We start from the raw sequence: 19727 nt of genomic DNA on the forward strand, positions 1-19727 counted from the left end.
TCGTTGCGCGCGGCGTCCATGCGCGCCTGAACGCAGGAGGGCGCGATGCGGCTCGACAAAGAGAATCAGGGAATCCGCCCGCCGGGGCGCGAGCGTTCTGCGGTCGAAAGCAGGAGGCTCGGCGGCCCGGCGGGCGAGATCATGCTGGCGGCGCGCACGTTGTTCGAACGGCGCGGGGTGGGGAAGACCACGGTGAAGGACATCGCCGCCGAGGCGAACGTCACGCGCGAGCTGGTGTACTACTACTTCGAGAACAAGCAAGCCGTCATCGATGCGGTCATCGACGATTATGTGGAGGACCTCGTGGAAAGCGTGCTCGTGTGGAACGAGTCGCGCGTGTTCGGCGACACGGCAGGGTCGCTGCGGTCGTGCATCGCGGCGTTTCGCCGTGCACTGTACGACGCGAACGGGCTTCGGCCCATGATTCGCGTGTTGGAGGAGCTGGGCGTGCGCGACGCCTTCGACGTGCGCGCGGTGCGCGAGACGGTGGATTGCCTGAGCGGTCGGGTGCTGGTCGAATACGCCGAGTACCATCAGGTCGAGATCGAATTCGTATACGAGATGTTCTGCGTGGTGATCTTCGGGCTGGTAGGCCTCGTGAAGATCGACCCCGACATCAGCGACGAGGCTCTCATGAAGGTGGTGGAGCAGACGCTGCACCTCGACATGGAGCCGCTTGCGCTGGATGTCTCGGCCAAGCGGCAGGACAGCGCATCGGTTTAGGCACCTCCCCTGTTCTTTTAGATGACGCCAAAATCGTGTATTCATCTGCGACTACGTTCAGCGCGTGGAGATCGCGTGACCGTTACCCGGTCGTGCTATAGTTGTTGCGAATTCGTTGTTCGCTGCGGTGCCGAATCGTCAAAATACGAGCATGAGAGTCAAGCATGAGGCATACGCGGCGGATTCGAGGAGGTTTTGCATGACTGATTTCACGCGCGGCCTCGATCGCCGCACGTTTATATTTGGCGCGGCTGCCCTGGGTGCGGCCACGCTGTTGCGGCCGACGCTCGCTTTTGCCGAGCCCACGTCCGCAGACAAGTTCGCCGAGGCCGATTCCGTTCGCGCTCGCATCAACGAGATGCAGGAGCAGCTGACCATCGCCGGTGAGAACTATTACAAAGCGCTCGACGAGCACGAAGCGGCCGTCCAAGCCGTTGCCGACGCCCAGGCGCGCATCGACGAAGCGAACGCCCAGATCGCCGAGTTGCAGGACAAGCTGAGCAAGCGGGCGCGCAGTATGTATCGCAGCGGCCAGACCACGGCGCTCGACGTCATCTTGGGAGCCACGACGTTCGAGGAATTCGCCACAAGCTGGGATTTGCTGAACGATATCAACGACAACGATGCCGCGATGGTGCAGCAGACGAAAGACCTGCGCGCCGAGGTGGAGGCGGCGAAGATCGAACTCGAAAAGCAAGAGCGTATCGCTGCCGAAAAAGCCGAAGAGGCGGCGCGCATCAAAGCTGAGGCAGAGCAGACCATCCAAACGCTGGAAGCCACGCTGCAACAGCTTGACGCCGAGGCTCAGGCGCTGCTGGTCCAGGAACAGGAAGCGGCACGTGCTGCCGAAGCTGCCGCTGCGGCAGCCGAGGTCAAGCGCACGTACGCCTACAGCACGCCGAGCGCGTCCATCCCGTCCCAGGGCTCGGTGGTGGACTACGCGCTGTCGCGCATCGGCTGCCCCTACGTGTGGGGTGCCGCCGGTCCGAACGAATTCGACTGCTCCGGATTGGTGACGTGGGCATACGCTCAAGTGGGTATTTCGGTGCCCCATCAGACCGAGTCGATGTACTATGCCGCCGCCGCGCGTTTGCCGGTCTCCGAAGCGCAACCCGGCGATGTGCTGTGGATCAGCTACGGCGACGGGTACAACGGACATGCTGGCATCGCCTGCAATGCCGGGGGCACGCACTACGTTCACGCCCCCACGTTTGGCGCGCGCGTGCGCGATACCGATCCGCTGAGCTGGGCCGGGTTTACGCATGCGCTCCGATTCGCATAAGAAGGAGAACCAAGTGACCACGCTGTTTGTGAACGCGTGCATGCGCGGCGAGGCATCGCGCACGCTCGCGCTGTGCCGCGAATACCTGGAGCGCTTCGACGACGTCGTGGAGGTTGACGTTGCGGCGCTCGATCTCAAGCCGTTCGACGCCGATCGTGTGGCGTACCGTACGGAGAAGCAGAGGGCAGGGGAGTGGGACGATCCCATTTTCAGCCTATCGCGCCAGTTCGCGGAAGCCGACGACATCGTCATCGGTGTGCCGTACTGGGATCTTTCGTTTCCGGCTGCGTTTAAAACGTACCTTGAACATGTCAGCGTGTGCGAGTTGACGTTCCATTACACCGAGGACGCGCGCTGCGAGGGCATCTGCAAAGCGAAGCGCATCACGTACATCACCACGTGCGGCGGCTTCGTAGAGGGTGCAAACTTCGGTTACGAGTACATCGTTGGCATCGCCAAGATGTTCGGCATTCCCGAAGTCCGCTTCGTGGCGGCCGAGGGGCTGGACATCGTGGGCATCGACGTCCAGGAGCAGATGGACAAGGCTCGCGCCCAGATGGCGAAACTCGATTGAGCGAGTCCGGCAAAACCTATGCAGGGGGACCGACGGTTTCTCGTCGGTCCCGATTTTCGCATCCAGAGGGGTTCGATGACGGCTTGTCCATCATCGCGGTATCCATTATGGTGCAGCGCGCTCTCAACTGCGTGGATCCTCGACTTGTCGACCACGGGTTGCGGGTGGCCGCGGTGCTCGATGCCATGCTGGAAGCGAAGGGCGTGACCGATCCAACGCAGCGCCGCGCAGCGTACCTCGTGGCGTTGCTGCACGATGTAGGCGCCTATCGCACGGAGGAAATCGACCGTATGGTGGCGTTTGAAACGGAAAGCGTGTGGGAGCACTCGTTTTACGGATATCTGTTCTTCAAAGAGCTTACGCCGCTCGGCGCCTATGCGGACGTGATCCTGTACCACCACCTGCCTTACGATCGGTTCACCGACCAAGATCCGTACGTAAAATTCCTGGCCGGGGCCGTGCATGTGGCCGACCGGGTGGACGTGTTGCTGCTGGAGCGTCCTCAAGCGGATGTCGTCGAGGTAGAGCGTCTGCTGGCTGCATCGCGACCTGGCGCGTTCTCGCCCGAGGCGGTCGCCCTGTTTTTCGAGGCGCAGCGGCGTTTCGACGTGCTCGCTCGTCTGAGGAGCGGTGTGAAACAGCCTGACCGCTCGCATATCGTGGACGATCCGGACGGTACCGGTTCGGCGTCTTCGTTCCTCGACATGCTCGTGCATGTCATCGATTTTCGCAGCCGGCATACCGTCACCCATACGGTGACCACGGCATGGGTTGCCTATGAGTTGGCGTTGCGCCTGATCGGCGACCAGCGCGCGGCTGCTCGCGTGTACACGAGCGCGCTTGTGCACGATGTGGGCAAAATCGGCATTCCGCTGTCCATTTTGGAGAAGCCGGGGAAGCTCGATGACGAGGAAATGAAGGTCATGCGGACGCACGTGGAGCTGACCGAGGATATTCTCGAGGGTTGCATAGAGCCCGTGCTGTTGCAGGCGGCTGCCCGCCATCACGAGAAACTCGACGGATCGGGATATCCGCGCGGTCTTCATGCGGCTGAATTGTCCATGCCCGACCGCATCATAGCCGTGGCCGACATCGTGAGCGCGCTCGTGGGCACGCGTAGCTACAAGAAGGCGTATCCTAAGGAGAAGGTGCTCGAGCTGCTGGCCTGGCACGTCGAGACCGGCAAGATCGATTGCATCGTGGTCGAGACCATGACGCGCGACTACGATGCCATCATGTTGTCGGTCGCCGCAGCGTGCCAGCCAGTGGCTGCCGCGTATGAGCGCGTGCAGAGCGCTTATGCGCTGATGCTGGGAAAACTGAAAAGGTGGCAAGCTGAAAACGAGGGGAGAAGCGCATGAAGCGCCTGTTGATCGTAGTGGACTATCAGAACGATTTCGTGGACGGATCGCTGGGCTTTCCCGGTGCCGAGCTTCTGGAGGAGCCCATAGCCGCGAAAATCGAAGAGTACCGCAGCGCGGCCGACGTGATCGCGTTCACGTTCGACACGCATCGTTGCGACTATTTGGAAACCCAGGAAGGGCGCAACCTGCCGGTGGAGCACTGCATCGAGGGCGCGCCCGGACACGCGCTGTACGGGCGCATCGCCGAGCTCATCCGTCCGACGGACGAGGTGTTCGAGAAGCCTTCGTTCGGTTCGGCAGACTTGTTCGAATGGTTGCGCGCAGCGCAGCCGCCGTTCAAGAGCATCGAGCTGGTGGGCCTCGTGTCCAACATCTGCGTGATCTCGAACGCCGTGCTGGCGAAAGCGGCCTGCCCCGAGGTGCCCGTCATCGTGGACGCCGCCTGCACCGCTTCGTTCGACGACTCCCTCAACGAGAAGGCCCTCGACGTGCTGGAGGGCCTGCAGGTCCAAGTGACCAACCGGGTTTCGGCGGCCTAGCGGCCTGTTGAAGGCCTGAGCCCGGTTCGGCTAGCGGCGGCGGGCGAAGGCTTCCAGCACGAGCTGGGCGCGGATGCCGATGGGGGTTTCGTTCTCCGCGAGGAAACGGGGGACGTCGGCGATGGGCAGCAAGAACGGCTCGATGAACTCCGCCGGCTCAGGCTGCGCGTCGGCCACCTTCTCCACCTGGGCGAACACTACGTGCACGGTTTCATCCGTGAGGCCGGTGGACGAGTAACCCGCTTGCGGCAGCGGGTCGAGCGCGGGCGCGTCGGCGTCGGCGTCGGTGCGCAGGGCGTAGCCCGTCTCCTCGCGCAGTTCGCGGTCGACGCAGGTTGCGAGGTCCTCGCCCGGCTCCATGAGACCGGCCGGGAACGCGATGCACCAGCTGTTCAGAGGATAGCGGAACTCGCGGATGAGCAGCAGCTCGCCCGTCGCGGTTTGCGGCACGATGCACACGGCGTCGGCCGCGCACGCCCGACCTGCGGCATTGCCTTCCAGCTCGGCGCGGTAGGCGTCGAGGCTCTTGCGCGACGCGCTTTCGTATTCGTACGTCGAGCCGTCGGGCATAGTGTAGGCCAGCACGTACTTCTTGATCCATCCGTCGGAAACCTGGCGGATGTTGGAAAGCTGGGGAACGGCTTGCATGGGAAAGCTCCTGTTCTTGGGTGCTGATAGGCGGCGCGCGAGCGCTTAGAAGTCGAAGACGTCGCCGACGTTGGCGGCGATGCAGAGGTCGGCTTGGCGGTCGCGCGGGGTGGGGGTGCGGTTGACGATGACGAGGCGGCGCCCTGTGAAGAAGTCGATGAGGCCGGCCGCCGGGTACACGGCCAGCGACGTTCCCGCCACCACCAGCAGGTCGGCCTGCGCGATGGCATTCACGGCGCCGTGCACCGTGCGTTCGTTCAGGGGCTCCTCGTACAGCACGACGTCGGGTTTGACGATGCCGCCGCAGGCGGGGCATCGCGGCACGCTGTCGTCGGACTGCGCGCGAAGGGCCAGCAGGTTGTCTACCGAGTAGGCTGCGCCGCACGCCATGCAGAAGTTGCGCAGCACGCTGCCGTGCAGTTCGAGCACGTTCTTGCTGCCCGCTTTTTGATGGAGGCCGTCGATGTTCTGCGTCACCACGGCGGCCAGCGTGCCCGCTTGCTCGAGTTCGGCCAGCTTGCGATGCGTGCGGTTCGGCTGCGCGTCGAGCGCCAGCATGCGGTCGCAGTAGAAGTCGAAGAACGCGCTGGGGTTGGCGTCGAAGAAGCTGCGGCTGACCATCTGCTCGGGAGGATAGGGGTACTTCTGCGCGTACAGGCCGTCCGGGCTGCGGAAATCGGGGATGCCGCTCTCGGTGGACACGCCTGCGCCGCCGAAGAACACCAGGCCGCCCGGCGGCGTGTCGGCCACCCAGCTGCGGAACGTTTCGATAGCGCGCACGGTTTCGTCCATAGCTCCTCCTGTCGGTTTCGACCCATGATACCACGCTTCTTGCGTCCGGATGTTTCACGTGAAACATGCGTTCTGATCGGCCTGTTTTGCTCTTGAACGCCTGTCATCCCGAGCGCAGACGACGAAGCGTGCCTTTGGGTGAAAACAAGGAAGGCGGCCACGGTGGCCGCCTTCCGGTGCGCTTGCGTTTCGCGAAGGATTAACCCTCGATGGAGATGGTCTTCTTCTCCTCGAGCTTGGGCTGCTCCTGCTTCTTCGGCACGGCGATCTTCAGCACGCCGTCCTCGAACTTCGCCTTGATGTCGTCTTCCTCGATGTCGTCGCCCACGTAGAACGTGCGGCTGCACTTGCCGCTGAAGCGCTCCTTGCGGACGTACGTGCCCTCTTCGTCCTTGTCCTCGGACTCGGACTGGGTCTGCGCCGTGATGGTGAGGTAGCCGTCCTTCAGCTCGGCCTGGACGTCGTCCTTCTTGAAGCCCGGCAGGTCGATGGTCAGCTCGAATCCTGCGTCGGTCTCCTTGATGTCGGTGCGCATGAGCGTGGGCGACATCTTCTGCATGGGAGCCGAGGCGGCGTTGAAGAACGCGTCGAAGGGGTCGGTCATCAGCTCGCTCAACAGGTTGCGGTTCCTGCGCATGGGTACCATCATTGCCATGTTCGATCATCTCCTCTAGTCGTGCGGGGAGGCGGTGGTTCCGGGTGCGCCGAAACGCCGCCTTGCTTGGTATGCCTGGTATTCTACGACGCGTTTTAGCACTCTACAACCGAGAGTGCTAAATGGTTACTTTTTCGTTATGTAGGAGTGGGGGCTTGCCGCGCGGCCGGCCTCTTCGGTGGCGCCTAAGACGAGGTCCATCATCTCCTGACGATTGCCGATGCCGAGTTTCGCGTAGATGTGGGCGATGTGCGTTTTCACCGTGTTCTCGGCAAGCACCAGTTCTTCCTGGATGAGGGTTCGCGTTCTTCCCTGAGCGAGGAGGATGAATATCTCCGTTTCGCGGGGCGAAAGCTTGTTCGCGACGGCGATGTCTTCGCATCGAACCGCGATGGCGCGTGATACGTGCTCTCCCGTGAGATCGCCGCTTGAAGGGTGCGCAGTCGTGGGTTCGGGATTGCCCGCTGCGCTTTCCTTCTCCGTCGACTCCAGGCGCCTTGCCCCGATCCACTCGCTGAGAATGGCGGCGATCGTGAGGGAGTACGCGGCGCCCAGCATGATCATGCTGCTGAAAGCCACTCCGCTGCCCAGCAAGGCGACCCACAGCACGGAGCTGAGCGCGTAGACGGCTGCTGCAACGCCCATCACTCGGTACGAGGGCATGGTGAGCGCATCGATGGCGGTGACCACGACGATCCAGAACAGCACGTGCGCACACGAGTCGTCCAGCCGCATAAGGGCGTCCAGCAGGGCGGCGGGTATCCCCGGGGCGGCGTTTTGGGACACCACGAGAAACAGACCGCCGATGACGATGATGAACGCTGGCTGAAACCTCAAATCGAGGCGCCATCCGGTTATCTTCACCAGCGTGGCGAGTGCGAAGAGGGCAAGAAACGCTGTTGAGACGAGGGAGAAGACGACCTCTGCCGCGATCCCTTGCGCTGCGACGGCCTCGCTGCCCCATAATCCGATCGAACTGAACGACCGTACGGTCGCAAGCAGCAGCGCAGCTGCAGCGATAAGCACCAGCAGGCTTCTTCGACCCTCTCTTCCCGCCGGCAGCACGGCGCGCCGAGGTTGAGCCGCGAGCGCTTCCATCCTTGCTCCGGGGAGGTCGGCGCGCCGGGTTATATTCTGGGCGGATTCGGTAGGCGCAGAGCTCCGGGCGGCTTTGAATAGCGCGGCGAAAACGAGCGGCAGCGCGATGGTGACGGCGATCTGCCAGACGGGAGGCACCGCATAGCGGGCGATGGGAAGCACGAGCGTTTCCATACCCAATGCCGCCACGATGCACCAAGCGGTGCAGGCGAAAGTCTGCGTTCTGGCTAGCAGCAAATAGAATCGCGAGGCGATCCAGAAATAGCCCGCGCCGAACATGATCAGGCCGGCGATGGCAAGGAAAATAGGGTCGAAGAGGCTTTGATTGGAGGCGAGGGCGAAACTCGCGGTGCCTATCGAGGATGCAAGCGGTAGAACGTAGGAGAAAGGTTGGTCGCGTTCGCGGAGCCATCGGGGGCCTACTGCGAACGCAACTCCCACGATGAGTATGCCCAGCAGGAAGAAGATACGCGGATTGACGGCGGGATCGAGGTCGTGCAGGGAGGAGGGGAACCCTCCGGTATGCCCGGCCAGCGTGCACCAGAGCAGGTTCGTGCTTAGTCCCAAGGAGGCAAGAACTGCGCTGCGGTTGACGCGCACGCCGGCGGGTGTTTCCATGATCGATCCCCCTGTTTCTCTTCCCGGCGCGGTTGCGAGCAGATATTCGAAAGTCCTCTGAACAGCTGGCCATTATATACGATTCTCACGATAGGCGAAAACCCGGCGCGCCTCTATCAACCAAACCGGGGGATACCCGTTCGAGCCCTTCGTCATATTCACCCGGATACGTCGATGGCGGTGGGCATCCCGTGCTTCTACCATCTTCCGGGTGTGCGGCGTGCGCGCCTGTTCCAGGTTGGAAGGAGGGGCAAGCGATAAGGCGGAACTGCCGCACGCACGACAAGAGAGGATGGAGGAGAGATCATGAGAAACATGCGACTGAAGGCCGCGCTTGGAATGGCGGGGGTGTTGGCGATGACTGCAGCTTGCTGCGTGGTTGGTCCGGCGCTTGCGGCCGATTCTGCGTCGACTGCAGACGAAATAGTGCGCGGAGGGGAGCCGGACGGCGATGTTCAGTATCCCGGCAAAGAGTACATCGTCGAGAATTACGACAAGTGGGACAAGATCGCCGAGGAGTACGCGCCCGAGATCATTCGATATTCGAACGGGCAGCTGGTTCAGCGTACCCCGACCGAGTACGAGTGCCCCCATTGGATGCAGCAAAGCTGGACCATTTCGTACAACACGTACTACCTCGACGCGGACAACCGAGGGTGCAATTCGTGCCATGCTGATATGAATGCGATGATCGAGAACATGGAGTACAAGCATGCCACGATCGACAACAAAGCGCTCGAGACGTACAGCGACGTGAACCAGTGCATCTCGTGCCATCGTGACAACGGCGACGATTTCGGCCGCCTCATACATGCCATCCACTACAACGAGCGCAGCGGGAACAAGTTCGCCGAGGGCTCGAACGGCACGTGTCAATCGTGTCACGACGCGACTGCGGATGGCAACGGCATGCAGCTGTGGGACAACGTGAAGCATGAGGCGCTGCAAGGCATCAACAAGGTTGAAAACGTGCAGGGCGAGTTCGCATCCACCCAGGACAAGGTGCAGACGCAAGACGAGCTGTACAGCTACGACTTCGTTCATGGCTATTACGACCATATGCGTTACGCATGCGGGCCTAACGGGCTTGACATCGACCTGCCCCAGAGCATGTTCGACGAGTGGGAGTTCACGGTCGACGGGAACGTGAACGCGCCCTACACGAAGAAGCTGCCCGAGCTGGTGGCCGAAGCTGAAGCCGCTGGCGTGGTGGTCACGAAGCCCTCGAAGATGGTGTGCGAGCTGAATCCGATCGGCGGCGGCGGAATCGGCCAGGCCGAGATCACCGGTATCCCGGTCAGCTGGCTCATCGAGAAGGCTGGCGGCTACACCGAAGACACCAACAGCGTGCGCGTCATTCGCGCAGACGGGTCTTCGCGCAGCGGGTTCGACCTCTCGGTCTTGGACAAAGGGTATCTGGTGTACAAGATCGATGGCGAATACCTCAGCGCACGTCACGGCTTCCCGGTCATGCATTGGCAGGAGACCTACGATGCCCAGATCTTCTCGAAGCAGATCAACGGCTACCACGTGTCGTCCGATGTCATGGACGAGCGTGTGTGCGGCCAGGTCAACCAAGAGGATGCCCATGTGAACCGTCCCAACGTGACGGTGTGCGGCGTGCCCGAAGGTCTCATCATCCAGAACGGCAAGCCGTTCACGTTCAACGGCTATGCCGACGCGTTCGACCATCCCATGAAGACGGTGGAATTCTCCATGGACGGCGGCGAGACGTGGACGTCGTTCGACGTGGGAGACGTCGATCCGGCGAAGTGGCTGTGGTGGAGCTTCACGTTCACGCCCGAGAAAGAAGGAGCGTACGTGCTGAGCGTGCGCGGCACGGACATCGACGGCGAAGTGAGCTACCGCAACCACGAGGTGCTGGTGAACGCGAAGGACGAGATGCCGTCCGAAGACGAGATCACCGAGATAGGGAAGATCGTCGATCCGGCCATGGCCAACGGCGATGCTTCCGGCGATCAGCAGTAAGCGAGGATGATAGACATGACGCAACGAAATACCCGAATGTTCGCCGGTGTTGCCGGAGCTGCGCTGCTGCTCACCGGGTCGGGCTTGGCGCTGAACGCTTTGAATCCGAACAGCGCCGATGCATCCGATGCGGCGAGCGGGACGACGCACTCGTTCAACGAGAACGTGGTTGAGGCTTCGTGGGTGAACGTCGACGACGGCTCGTACGTACGGGTGCCGAACGTGCAGGGAAGCTTTGTATTTAACCAATTGGGAACGACCCCGAACGACGAGCTGTTCAACGTATTCGGTGCTGCTTTGACCTCGATGTGCTCTAAGCCTGCGGTCGAGTTCGAAGCGCAGACGGGCGGCGTGGCCAATTTCTACGTGAACGTAGGGGGCCATATCAAGAAGAACTTCACGGTGGATGTAAGCGAGTTGTCCGAAGATGCCAGCGAGGAGGCGCTCATGGCGTGCTCGTGCGCTACCGGCTCTCCGTTCGGACAGGCTGCGGTGCTCGGCGTGCCGCTGGCGTCCATCGTGGAAATGGCCGATTTGGAGGAAGGCGTGAACACCGTGACGGCGTATGGCGCCGACGGGTTCGGCCAGCCTTTGCCGCTGCGCTACGCTTTGGAGCATGATGCGATGCTCGTCTACCAGGTGAACGGCCAGGAGCTTACGTCGGCGACGGACGGTTCCAGCATGCAGCTGTGGATGCCCGAGACGGTAGCGCGGTACTTCACGCGCAACATCACCGACATCGAGCTGACGCGCGAAGACGCCGAACCCGATGTGCAGCAGGTCGATCCGTGCTACCGCAACAAGATCAACATCATGAACTACGCCGACGGATGCACGTTCGTCGCAGGCGACGAGATCACGTTCGAGGGCGTTGCCGACGATCTAGGAAGCCCGATCGAGGCTATCGAGTTTTCGTTCGACGGCGGCGCTACTTGGACGTCGTGCGCGACCGAGGGAGCAACCGCGGACAAATGGGTGAATTGGCAGTTCTCCACTTCGTTCGAAGATGCAGGAGACTATCGTATGACGGTGCGTGCCAAAACTGCAGACGGCATGGTTTCGCCGCTTGCGGCGACGCTGTTGTTCCAGGTCTCGTAAGAGGGCTTATCGGAGGGCGCGCAATCCGGGCGCGCCCTCTTTTTCGGGCGTCCGCTTGCAGTTTGGCAATGGTTTAATGGGTCGCGTGAAGGCCGGCGTATGATCTATACTTGCCATTCGATCGGTTGATGCAAAGAAGGAGCTCGTCATGACCGTTATCGGCCTCATATCCGACACGCATGGACAGTTGCCCGACGAGGCGCTCGCGGCCATGGCGGACGTCGACCATATCATCCATGCGGGCGACATCGGCGGCCCCGAGATTCTGCATGCGCTCGAGGCGTTGGCGCCGACCACGGCGGTGCTGGGCAACAACGACTTCGACGAGTACGGCTCGCGCGTGAGCCGTTTCGCGCATCCGGTGATCGACGGCGTGCGCTTCCTCGTGGCGCACTATCCGCGCGACGTGCAGATCGGGTTCAACGGCTGCGCGGGTCTGGCGGCGGGCGATCCCATCCCGCAGGTGTGCGTCCACGGGCACACGCATGTGCCCGAGCTGGTGTACGGACCCGAGGCGCGTCCGGCATCGTACGTCGTCTGCCCCGGCGCGCCGTTCCGGCCTCGCGGCGGGTTTCCGAAGTGCACGGGCCGCATGCTAGTGGACGACGGGCGCGTGCTGGGCGTGCGCATCGCGTCGTTGGACGGGCAGACCGTGTTCGAAGCGGGCGAGGGCGCGTAAGGCGAAAGCCCGGTGCATTCCATGCGCATTGTCGCCCGAAGGCCTCGTTTTCAGGCGCGATTCCGCGGCTTTCGGGCGACAATGCGTGCAGGGGCGCGCAAGGCGACCGAAGCGGCGTGCTTGGCGGTGTCGCTTTGCATGAGGGCTTGGGGCTGTTGGTTCCCTTGGCCGTCGAAGCGTTCGTCACGGCGACGAAGCGGCTGGTGCGCGCGCTGCCGGTGGACCTGTTGTGCATCGCGGGAGCTGCAAGAGGTCATGTCCACCGAGGCCCAGGCCGAGCGCGAGAAGAACGCCCGCAGGTGCTGGCCGAGGTGGAGAAGGACGTCTCGTCCATGCGTCGTGGACGCGGCGCACGTGTACGAGCAGAACGAGGTGGCCCTGCGCCTGCGCACGATGCACCTCTTGTACGAGAGCGTGAAGGGTTCCGGCGGCACCGTGGTCATCCCGAGCGCCTAAAGCGAAGGCTTCAGCGACGCCGCCCTGAAGAACATGGCCGACTCCCTGAAAACCCCGAAGGGGTAGCGAAGGCCGAAGTTCGCGGGCCCAGAAAAGCAAATGACGGTCAAATGAAAAGCAAGGACGACGGTGAGTCTGGACGACGTCGCCTGCTTAGCAGATCACCGAAAGCTCACCGGTGTCGGAGTCCATGATGAATCCGATCACGCGCACGTGGGGCGGCATGACGGGGTGGTTCGCCACCATGTCGACGCTTTTGCGCACGGCTTCCTCGGTGTCGCCGAAGCCGGCCAGCCATTTGTCGAAGTCGATGCCGCAGTGCCGCGCGAACTCGATGCGCTCGGCCGATACGCCGAGGCGCTCCATGTTCGCTACCATCTCCTTGCCGCTCATGTGCTGTGCGCCGCAGTTCGTGTGCGCCACGATCATGATGTCCTCCACGCCCAGCTCGCATACTGCGATCAGCAGCGAGCGCATGACGCTGCCGAAGGGGTGGGCCACCTCGGCGCCGGCCACCTTGATGATTTTCGCGTCGCCGTTCTTCAACCCCAGCGCCGCCAGCAGCAGCGCGGTGAGGCGCGTGTCCATGCACGAGACGATGGCCAGCTTCTTGTCGGGGTACTTGTCGGTGGTGTAACGTTCGAAGTCGCGGCGCTCCACGAACGCGCGGTTGTGCGCGAGGATGCCGTCGATGGTGGGGGAGATGGTCGCCTGCTGCTGATCCATAAGAGCCTTCTTTCGTCCGAAGCCCTTATGATAGCGCAACCTGCTCCCGCGCAATGTGCGAACGAATGTTTCACGTGAAACATTCGGTGAAGATGCAGGTCGCAGACGTGGAAACGGCCGCCCGAGGGCGGCCGTTTCTGGCAGATGGAAAAGCTGGGTGCGACGGTTTAGAACGCGCGGAAGGAGGCCTTCGGGCAGAAGCAGATGGGGCACTTCTCGAAGTTCTCGCCCTTGTGGATGTAACCGCAGATGGGGCACAGGTAGAACTTGTCGTCGTCGGGAGCGTCGATGTCGTTGTACGCCGCCAGGTAGCGCTCGGCGTGCACGGACTCGGCCAGCTTGGCGCGGGTGAACACCTGCACGGCCTTCGTGTTGCCCTCTTCCTGAGCCTTCTTGATGAAGGCCGGGTACATGTCGGACGTCTCGAAGATCTCGCCCTGAGCGCCCATGATGAGGTTCAGGTCGGTCTGGATGCCCTCGGCCTCAGGGGCGGCCGGCTTCTCGAAGCCCGGCTCCATCTCGGCGACGAGCGCGTACTCGAGGCCGATGTGGATCTGCTCGGCAGCGGACGTTGCCTCGAACAGGCGAGCGATCTGCTCGTAGCCCTGCTCCTTGGCAGCCTGGGCGAACGCGGCGTACTTGGCGGAAGCGCCGGTCTCGCCGCCGATGGCGGCCTTCAGGTTCTCGAGCGTGGTGCCGACTTCGCAGGTGCCGAAGCCGTCCATGTTCGTGGTGTTCTCGGCGGTGGGGATCTCGGAACGTACCTTCATGGGTGATACTCCTTCTCGTCTTACGTTTTCGTCTGTGCACTCTTATTGAGAATTAATCTCAATAAGTAGAATACTCCGAAGCCGAACGAGACGCAAGGGGGTAATCGATGGCCGTCGGGTATTTCGCGAAACGTCCACAAAAGCGTCCGCGGCAAGCGAGAGGGGCGATGGAAGACGCCGCCCCTCTCGTCTTGGCGAGGAAAAGAGGCGCTCTTGCAAAACAGGAGCGCCTCTTCGGTTTGCTCGGGCTTGTGCGGTGCAGCTTCGCTTACTCGCTTCTCAGCGCTTCCACCGGGTCTTTCCTGCTGGCGGCGCTGGAGGGGATGAGGCCGGCCAGGAACGTGAGGAACACGCTGATGGCCACCAGGATGACGGCGGCCTGCCACGGCAGCGAGGCCACGTTCGCCACGTCGAACAGCGAGTAGACGATGGCGTTGGCGGGTATGCAGGCCAGCATGGTCAGGCCGATGCCGATGACGCCGGCCGTGAAGCCCACGATGATGGTCTCGGCGTTGAACACGCGGCTGATGTCGCCCTTGCTGGCGCCGATGGAGCGCAGGATGCCGATCTCCTTCTTGCGTTCCAGCACCGAAATGTAGGTGATGACGCCGATCATGATGGACGACACCACCAGCGAGATGGCCACGAACGCCACCAGCACGTAGCTGATCATGTTCACGATGTCGGTGACCGAGGCCATGAGCGTGCCCACGAAGTCGGTGTAGGTGATCACCTTGTCGTCTTCGCCGTCGGCGGTCATGCGGTCGTTGTAGGCGTCGAGGATGCCGATGACCTTCTCTTTGCTCTCGAAGTCGATGGGGTAGATGTCGATGCCGCTCGGCTTGTTGAAGTCGGCGTAGCCCAGCTTCTTCAGGTTGTTGTCGTAGGAGGCGTCCTCCTTGCCCATCATCGACATCATGAGCTCGGTGAGGTCGTTCTCGTCCATGTTCATCTGGAACGCGTTGGCGAAGGCCGACTCATCGATGCTCATGGCGTTAGACATGTTCGCGGCGATCTGGTTCATGGACTGCTGCATGGCAGCGGACACCTGCGTTTCCAGCGCGGTCTGCATCTGCTGCATGTACGCGCCCAGCACGTTTTGCATGTACGAGCTCATGGCCGTGGTGATGGACGCCTGCAGCTGGCTCTCAAGCGCCTGCGCCATGGCGGGGACGGCTTGCTGCATCTTTGCCGACAGCTGCTGCTGTAGCTGGGTTTGCAGGGCTTCGGTGGCCTGCTTCATGTCGATGGATCCCATGATGGCATCGGCGATCTTCTTCTGGACCTCCTCGCTTTCGAGGTAGGCTTTCGCTCCGTCTTCCATGGTGGGAACCTTACCTTGCGCGACCTGTTCCTGCGCCCAGTTCGCGTACCACGGGTTGAACCCTGCCATGATGTCTTCCATGGCCGCCTGCATCTTCGCCGAATCCATGGTCGGCTGCACATCGCCCAGATCCAGCTTGATGTCGCTGAAATCGACCAGGTTGCTCATGTCGATGCTGCTGGGATCAAGCGCGATGGACGAGCCGTCGAACGCCGGCAGCGATCCCATGTCCAGCGACAGCCCCGACAGGTCCAGCGACATGCCTGACAATCCGCTGGTCAGCGCGCTCTCGTCGAACTTGAACGCCGCCTGGATGGCATCGCCGTCGATAGTGAACAGCGACTGCATATCGAAGCCCTCGCCGTCGTCTTCCTCGCCGAACGGCTTGTCGGTGAACACGTTGGTGTCGGGATGAGCCAGCTGGTCCTTCACGATGGTGCTGCTGGCGGCCTGCTCGATCACGTAGTCGGTCAGCGTGGAGGGGTAGTTGATGCCCGAGCTCAGCATGGTGGCGGTGGCGTCTTCGCGCGGCTGCACGATGCCGACGATCTTCACGTCCTCGCCGTTGTTCACCAGGTTGCGCATGTAGTCGGTGTCGTCCGTCTTGTCTTTCCACACGTTGAACTCGTCGTCGTGCACGTAGTAGTCCGTGGCCTGCACCAGCTTGAACGTGATGCCCAGGATGTCGTCGTAGGTGGGCTGCTCGATGTTGTCGGGCGTGGTCACCTCTTCTTCGGCCGCGAACTTCTTAACCATGTCGTCGAACTCGTTGGCGTCGCGCAGACCCAGCGTGTACAGCATGAAATCGCTGATGTTGCCGTTGCCTGTGAGCACGAGCACCACCTCGTTGTGGTTCTCGGGCCAGTGTCCTGCTTTCACGTCGTACTGGCTCTCGTACAGGTTCGGGTCGCTGGGCATCTCGTAGAACACGTCGGTGCTCATCGACATGGACATGAGGCTGTTCGAGGATGCCGTTGAGCCCAGGCCCAGCGCGGACAGCGACTTGTCGGGGTTCACCTGGCGAAGCTTATCGGTGTTGGAGCTGTATATCTGCGGAGCCACGTTGTAGGTGTATTCGATGGCGTTCGTGTACTGGTCGATGTCGCTCTGACCGCTGTCCAGGTACTCCTTCAGCGACGCCAGATCGTTCGAGCCGATGCTGGAGAACATGTTGGTGACCATCTCGGTGACGCCTACTTTGTCCTGGTTGCCGTCGCCTTCGGTTTCCCCCGTGTTGCCGCCTGCCCCGGTGGCCGCGCCCAGCATCATGGAGGTCATGTCGAAGCCGGTGCTCTGGATTTGCAGCGGGTACTCCGATAGCGTCTCCTCTTCGACGGACTTGATATAGTTGTTCACGCCGTTGGCCAACGACAGGATGGAGGCGATGCCGATGATGCCGATAGAGCCCGCGAACGCCGTCATCAGCGTGCGGCCCTTCTTCGTCATGAGGTTCTTGAACGACAGCGAAAGCGCCGTGAGGAACGACATCTTCGTACGGCGCGCGGGCTTCTCGCTCACGCGCATGTCCTCGGCGGTGGGCTCGTAGGGGTCGGTGTCGGAGCGGATGACGCCGTCGGTGAGCGTGACGATGCGCGTTGCGTAGTCTTCGGCCAGCTCGGGGTTGTGCGTGACCATGATGACCAGGCGGTCGTTCGCGATCTCGGTGAGCAGGTCCATGATCTGGACGCTGGTTTTGGAGTCGAGGGCGCCGGTGGGCTCGTCGGCCAGCAGGATCTCGGGATCGTTGATCAGGGCGCGCGCGATGGCGACGCGCTGCATCTGGCCGCCGGACAGCTGGCTGGGCTTCTTGTTCACGTGATCGCCCAGGCCCACCTTCTGCAGCGCGGCCACCGCGCGGTCGTGGCGTTCGGCGCGCGACACGCCCGACAGCGTCAGCGCCAGCTCCACGTTGGACAGCACCGTCTGGTGGGGGATGAGGTTGTAGCTTTGGAACACGAAGCCGATGCGGTTGTTGCGGTAGGCGTCCCAGTCCTTGTCTTTATACTGTTCGGTGGAGATGCCATCGATGATGAGGTTCCCCGAGTCGTAGTGGTCGAGGCCGCCCACGATGTTGAGCAGCGTGGTCTTGCCCGAGCCGGAGGGCCCCAGGATGGCCACGAACTCGTTGTCGCGGAACGACACCGACACGTTGTCGAGCGCGGTCTGGGTGAAGTCGGCCGTCGTGTACGACTTGCAGATGTTGAGCAGTTGCAGCATGGGGTGCCTTTCGGTGCGTTCCTCGCGAGGAGGCGAAACGCAGGTGTTACGCAATGGTTGATGCTTCGTTAATCATGGTTGATTTTCCTGCTTTCCCTTCTTGGGAAAGAGCAATCTTCACCGAGTTTACCGAACGGTTACTTTTGTGGCGGGAAGCGGGCGCGATGCTGCTGGAAGGCGGGGCGGCGTTGGCGTTTGGAGCGCGTTTTCCTACGGGTGCACCGATTCGCAGCCGTTTTGCACAAAAATCGGCGACGTTTGATGCGGGCGGGTGCCGTCTTCGGTTGGTCTTTGGTTGTTCCGATGGTGGCACCGGCGAAATCCCAGGTCGCAAATAGCACTTGCGCGATATCGTCCGAGAGGTGCCTTCCGTGAAGCGATGCGAGGCGTTTCGAATGTCGTGCGTCGCGGGTTTTTGTGCATCGGAAGGAGTTTTTCGTGCAGCGCGCCTCCCACGCCCGCTTGCTTACGATTTGCGGGAGATTGCGCTTTCGGGGTTTCGCTGGCGCTGGGCTTGGCGATAATGGGGCGGAATAAGAAAACGGCGGCGAAAGGACGCATGACATGGAACGCGACGTGGCATGGAAGAAATACGACGAAGCCGACCTCGAGGCGCTGGAGCATCTGGCTGCCGAGTACATCGACTTCATCTCGGACAACAAGACCGAGCGCGAGTGCGCGGCTTCGGCCGTCGCGCTGGCGGAAGAGCACGGCTACCTGCCGCTTGACCAGGCGGTGCGCGAAGGGCGCGCGCTCAAGGCCGGCGACAAGGTGTGGGCGCAGGCGCACGGCAAGGCGCTCATCCTGGCGCACCTCGGGCAGCGGCCGCTGGAGCAGGGGCTCAACATCCTGGGCGCGCACATCGACAGCCCGCGTCTCGACCTCAAGCAGAACCCGCTGTACGAGTCGAACGGGTTCACGCTGTTCGACACGCATTATTACGGCGGCATCAAGAACTACCAGTGGGTCACGCTGCCGCTGGCGCTGCACGGCGTGATCGCGAAGAAAGACGGCACCGTGGTGGACGTCAAGGTGGGCGACGACCCGGACGATCCGGTGTTCTGCGTCACCGACCTGCTGATCCACCTGGCCGGCAAGCAGATGGCGAAGAAGGCCAACGAGGTGGTGGAGGGCGAGGACCTGGACATCCTCATGGGCAACCGGCCTTTGACCTGCGGGAGCGGGAGCCTCGACGGCACCCAGTCGCTCGGCAGTCCTGGCTCGCACGGACAGTCCGCTGGACTGTCCGGCTCGTGCGGAACTCGCTTGGTGGGCACCGCCGAGGCTCCCGGGGAATCTGCAGCAAGCGTAGCGACAAGCGAGGATGTTCAGGCTCCTGCTGATGGAGAAAAGGAAGAAGAGAAGGAGCCCGTCAAGGCGTTCGCGCTTAAGCTGTTGGCTGAGAAGTACGGCATCGAGGAAGAGGACTTCTTGTCGGCCGAGATCGAGGTCGTGCCCGCTGGACGCGCCCGCGACCTGGGATTCGACCGCAGCATGGTGATCGGCTACGGGCAGGACGATCGCGTGTGCGCCTACACGTCGCTCGTGGCGCAGCTCGCGCTCGCCGAGACGCCGGAGAAGACGGCCGTGTGCGTGCTGGTGGACAAGGAAGAGATCGGCAGCGTGGGCGCAACCGGCATGGCGTCGCAGTTCTTCGAGAACGCCATGGCCGAGATCATGGAGCTTGCCGGCGAGGGCGGCCCGCTGCCGCTGCGCCGCGCGCTGGCGGCGTCCAGCATGCTGTCGTCCGACGTGTCGGCCGGCTTCGACCCCGCCTACGCCAGCGCGTTCGAGGCGAAGAACTCCGCGTTTTTGGGGCGCGGCCTGGTGTTCAACAAGTACACGGGCAGCCGCGGCAAGAGCGGCTCCAACGATGCGAACGCCGAGTACGTGGCGCGCATCCGCCGCGTCATGGATGACGCCGGCGTGTCGTTCCAGACCGCTGAGCTGGGCAAGGTCGACGTGGGAGGCGGCGGGACCATCGCCTATATTCCTGCCAAGTACGGTATGGACGTCATCGACTCGGGCGTGGCCGTGCTGTCGATGCACTCTCCGTGGGAGGTCACCAGCAAGGCCGACATCTACGAGGCCTTCAAAGGCTACGAGGCGTTCCTGAAGAACGCGTAGGGGCAGCCTGCGGGCAATGAAGCATCAGAATCGCGAACGGGGGCGGGG

At 62.4% G+C, this 19727-nt stretch carries 17 protein-coding genes and 1 pseudogene; 11 read left to right on the forward strand and 7 right to left on the reverse strand.

Features of this window, described 5'->3' with window-relative positions:
- Positions 1-45: 45 nt before the first annotated feature.
- From ELEN_RS01950 to ELEN_RS01970, 5 genes are all read left to right on the forward strand, one after another.
- On the forward strand, positions 46-723 hold the full coding sequence (locus ELEN_RS01950; protein WP_009305982.1) for a TetR/AcrR family transcriptional regulator: 678 nt from the start codon (positions 46-48) through the stop codon (positions 721-723).
- Between the two features lie 199 nt (positions 724-922).
- A complete protein-coding gene (locus ELEN_RS01955; protein WP_009305983.1) occupies positions 923-2005 on the forward strand; it encodes a C40 family peptidase in 1083 nt (360 codons plus the stop codon).
- Positions 2006-2018: 13 nt separating this feature from the next.
- Positions 2019-2579, forward strand: coding sequence for an NAD(P)H-dependent oxidoreductase (locus tag ELEN_RS01960; protein WP_009305984.1), 561 nt, complete (start codon positions 2019-2021; stop codon positions 2577-2579).
- Between the two features lie 83 nt (positions 2580-2662).
- Positions 2663-3940, forward strand: coding sequence for an HD-GYP domain-containing protein (locus ELEN_RS01965; RefSeq protein WP_009608177.1), 1278 nt, complete (start codon positions 2663-2665; stop codon positions 3938-3940).
- Complete coding sequence (locus ELEN_RS01970; RefSeq protein ID WP_015759955.1) at positions 3937-4482, forward strand: cysteine hydrolase family protein; 546 nt, start codon at positions 3937-3939, stop codon at positions 4480-4482. The genes ELEN_RS01965 and ELEN_RS01970 overlap by 4 nt, the downstream gene beginning before the upstream one ends.
- A gap of 30 nt (positions 4483-4512) precedes the next feature.
- Here the strand turns inward: ELEN_RS01970 and ELEN_RS01975 are convergent, their stop codons facing one another.
- The 4 genes from ELEN_RS01975 to ELEN_RS01990 all read right to left on the reverse strand — a co-directional run bounded on the left by ELEN_RS01975 (position 4513) and on the right by ELEN_RS01990 (position 8293).
- Positions 4513-5130, reverse strand: coding sequence for an NUDIX hydrolase (locus tag ELEN_RS01975; RefSeq protein ID WP_015759956.1), 618 nt, complete (start codon positions 5128-5130; stop codon positions 4513-4515).
- A gap of 45 nt (positions 5131-5175) precedes the next feature.
- Entirely contained in the window at positions 5176-5922 is a 747-nt protein-coding gene (locus tag ELEN_RS01980; protein WP_015759957.1) for an NAD-dependent protein deacylase, read from the reverse strand.
- A 199-nt stretch (positions 5923-6121) separates the two neighbouring features.
- Positions 6122-6577, reverse strand: coding sequence for an Hsp20/alpha crystallin family protein (locus ELEN_RS01985; RefSeq protein WP_009305994.1), 456 nt, complete (start codon positions 6575-6577; stop codon positions 6122-6124).
- A 126-nt stretch (positions 6578-6703) separates the two neighbouring features.
- Positions 6704-8293 carry a helix-turn-helix transcriptional regulator gene (locus tag ELEN_RS01990; RefSeq protein WP_015759958.1) on the reverse strand — a complete coding sequence of 530 codons (1590 nt, stop codon included), beginning with the start codon at positions 8291-8293 and terminating at the stop codon, positions 6704-6706.
- Between the two features lie 306 nt (positions 8294-8599).
- On the opposite strand from ELEN_RS01990, the gene ELEN_RS01995 reads away from it, so the two are divergent.
- From ELEN_RS01995 to ELEN_RS15850, 4 genes and pseudogenes are all read left to right on the forward strand, one after another.
- A complete protein-coding gene (locus ELEN_RS01995; protein ID WP_015759959.1) occupies positions 8600-10282 on the forward strand; it encodes a molybdopterin-dependent oxidoreductase in 1683 nt (560 codons plus the stop codon).
- A gap of 15 nt (positions 10283-10297) precedes the next feature.
- The gene (locus ELEN_RS02000) at positions 10298-11380 is read left to right on the forward strand and encodes a molybdopterin-dependent oxidoreductase (protein WP_015759960.1); all 1083 of its coding nucleotides are present in this window, start codon (positions 10298-10300) and stop codon (positions 11378-11380) included.
- Between the two features lie 148 nt (positions 11381-11528).
- Complete coding sequence (locus ELEN_RS02005; RefSeq protein WP_015759961.1) at positions 11529-12059, forward strand: metallophosphoesterase family protein; 531 nt, start codon at positions 11529-11531, stop codon at positions 12057-12059.
- A 237-nt stretch (positions 12060-12296) separates the two neighbouring features.
- A pseudogene (locus ELEN_RS15850) lies at positions 12297-12581 on the forward strand (SPFH domain-containing protein); the annotation flags it as partial.
- Positions 12582-12668: 87 nt separating this feature from the next.
- On the opposite strand, the gene ELEN_RS02010 reads toward ELEN_RS15850, so the two are convergent.
- From ELEN_RS02010 to ELEN_RS02020, 3 genes are all read right to left on the reverse strand, one after another.
- The gene (locus tag ELEN_RS02010; protein WP_015759962.1) at positions 12669-13241 is read right to left on the reverse strand and encodes a beta-class carbonic anhydrase; all 573 of its coding nucleotides are present in this window, start codon (positions 13239-13241) and stop codon (positions 12669-12671) included.
- A gap of 167 nt (positions 13242-13408) precedes the next feature.
- Positions 13409-14011 (reverse strand): nigerythrin, encoded by a 603-nt coding sequence (gene ngr / locus ELEN_RS02015; protein WP_009306007.1) that lies wholly within the window; start codon positions 14009-14011, stop codon positions 13409-13411.
- 268 nt (positions 14012-14279) lie between these two features.
- Positions 14280-17552: an ABC transporter ATP-binding protein/permease gene (locus ELEN_RS02020; RefSeq protein ID WP_015759963.1), complete on the reverse strand. Its 3273-nt coding sequence runs from the start codon at positions 17550-17552 to the stop codon at positions 14280-14282.
- Positions 17553-17605: 53 nt separating this feature from the next.
- On the opposite strand from ELEN_RS02020, the gene ELEN_RS16115 reads away from it, so the two are divergent.
- On the forward strand, positions 17606-17890 hold the full coding sequence (locus ELEN_RS16115; protein ID WP_143924730.1) for a hypothetical protein: 285 nt from the start codon (positions 17606-17608) through the stop codon (positions 17888-17890).
- 226 nt (positions 17891-18116) lie between these two features.
- Entirely contained in the window at positions 18117-19679 is a 1563-nt protein-coding gene (locus ELEN_RS02025) for an aminopeptidase 1 (protein ID WP_009608033.1), read from the forward strand.
- Positions 19680-19727: the final 48 nt, after the last annotated feature.

The sequence above is a fragment of the Eggerthella lenta DSM 2243 genome (assembly GCF_000024265.1).
GTDB lineage: Bacteria > Actinomycetota > Coriobacteriia > Coriobacteriales > Eggerthellaceae > Eggerthella > Eggerthella lenta.

Bases quoted from the DNA above. Each gene is read 5' to 3' on its own strand.
- ELEN_RS01980 (WP_015759957.1), bottom strand. From the start codon at position 5,922: ATGGACGAAACCGTGCGCGCTATCGAAACGTTCCGCAGCTGGGTGGCC.
- ELEN_RS01950 (WP_009305982.1), top strand. From the start codon at position 46: ATGCGGCTCGACAAAGAGAATCAGGGAATCCGCCCGCCGGGGCGCGAG.
- ELEN_RS01995 (WP_015759959.1), top strand. From the start codon at position 8,600: ATGAGAAACATGCGACTGAAGGCCGCGCTTGGAATGGCGGGGGTGTTG.
- ELEN_RS02020 (WP_015759963.1), bottom strand. From the start codon at position 17,552: ATGCTGCAACTGCTCAACATCTGCAAGTCGTACACGACGGCCGACTTC.
- ELEN_RS01970 (WP_015759955.1), top strand. From the start codon at position 3,937: ATGAAGCGCCTGTTGATCGTAGTGGACTATCAGAACGATTTCGTGGAC.
- ELEN_RS02005 (WP_015759961.1), top strand. From the start codon at position 11,529: ATGACCGTTATCGGCCTCATATCCGACACGCATGGACAGTTGCCCGAC.
- ELEN_RS01975 (WP_015759956.1), bottom strand. From the start codon at position 5,130: ATGCAAGCCGTTCCCCAGCTTTCCAACATCCGCCAGGTTTCCGACGGA.
- ELEN_RS01955 (WP_009305983.1), top strand. From the start codon at position 923: ATGACTGATTTCACGCGCGGCCTCGATCGCCGCACGTTTATATTTGGC.
- ELEN_RS02000 (WP_015759960.1), top strand. From the start codon at position 10,298: ATGACGCAACGAAATACCCGAATGTTCGCCGGTGTTGCCGGAGCTGCG.
- ELEN_RS01985 (WP_009305994.1), bottom strand. From the start codon at position 6,577: ATGGCAATGATGGTACCCATGCGCAGGAACCGCAACCTGTTGAGCGAG.
- ngr (WP_009306007.1), bottom strand. From the start codon at position 14,011: ATGAAGGTACGTTCCGAGATCCCCACCGCCGAGAACACCACGAACATG.
- ELEN_RS01990 (WP_015759958.1), bottom strand. From the start codon at position 8,293: ATGGAAACACCCGCCGGCGTGCGCGTCAACCGCAGCGCAGTTCTTGCC.
- ELEN_RS02025 (WP_009608033.1), top strand. From the start codon at position 18,117: ATGGAACGCGACGTGGCATGGAAGAAATACGACGAAGCCGACCTCGAG.
- ELEN_RS16115 (WP_143924730.1), top strand. From the start codon at position 17,606: ATGGTTGATGCTTCGTTAATCATGGTTGATTTTCCTGCTTTCCCTTCT.
- ELEN_RS02010 (WP_015759962.1), bottom strand. From the start codon at position 13,241: ATGGATCAGCAGCAGGCGACCATCTCCCCCACCATCGACGGCATCCTC.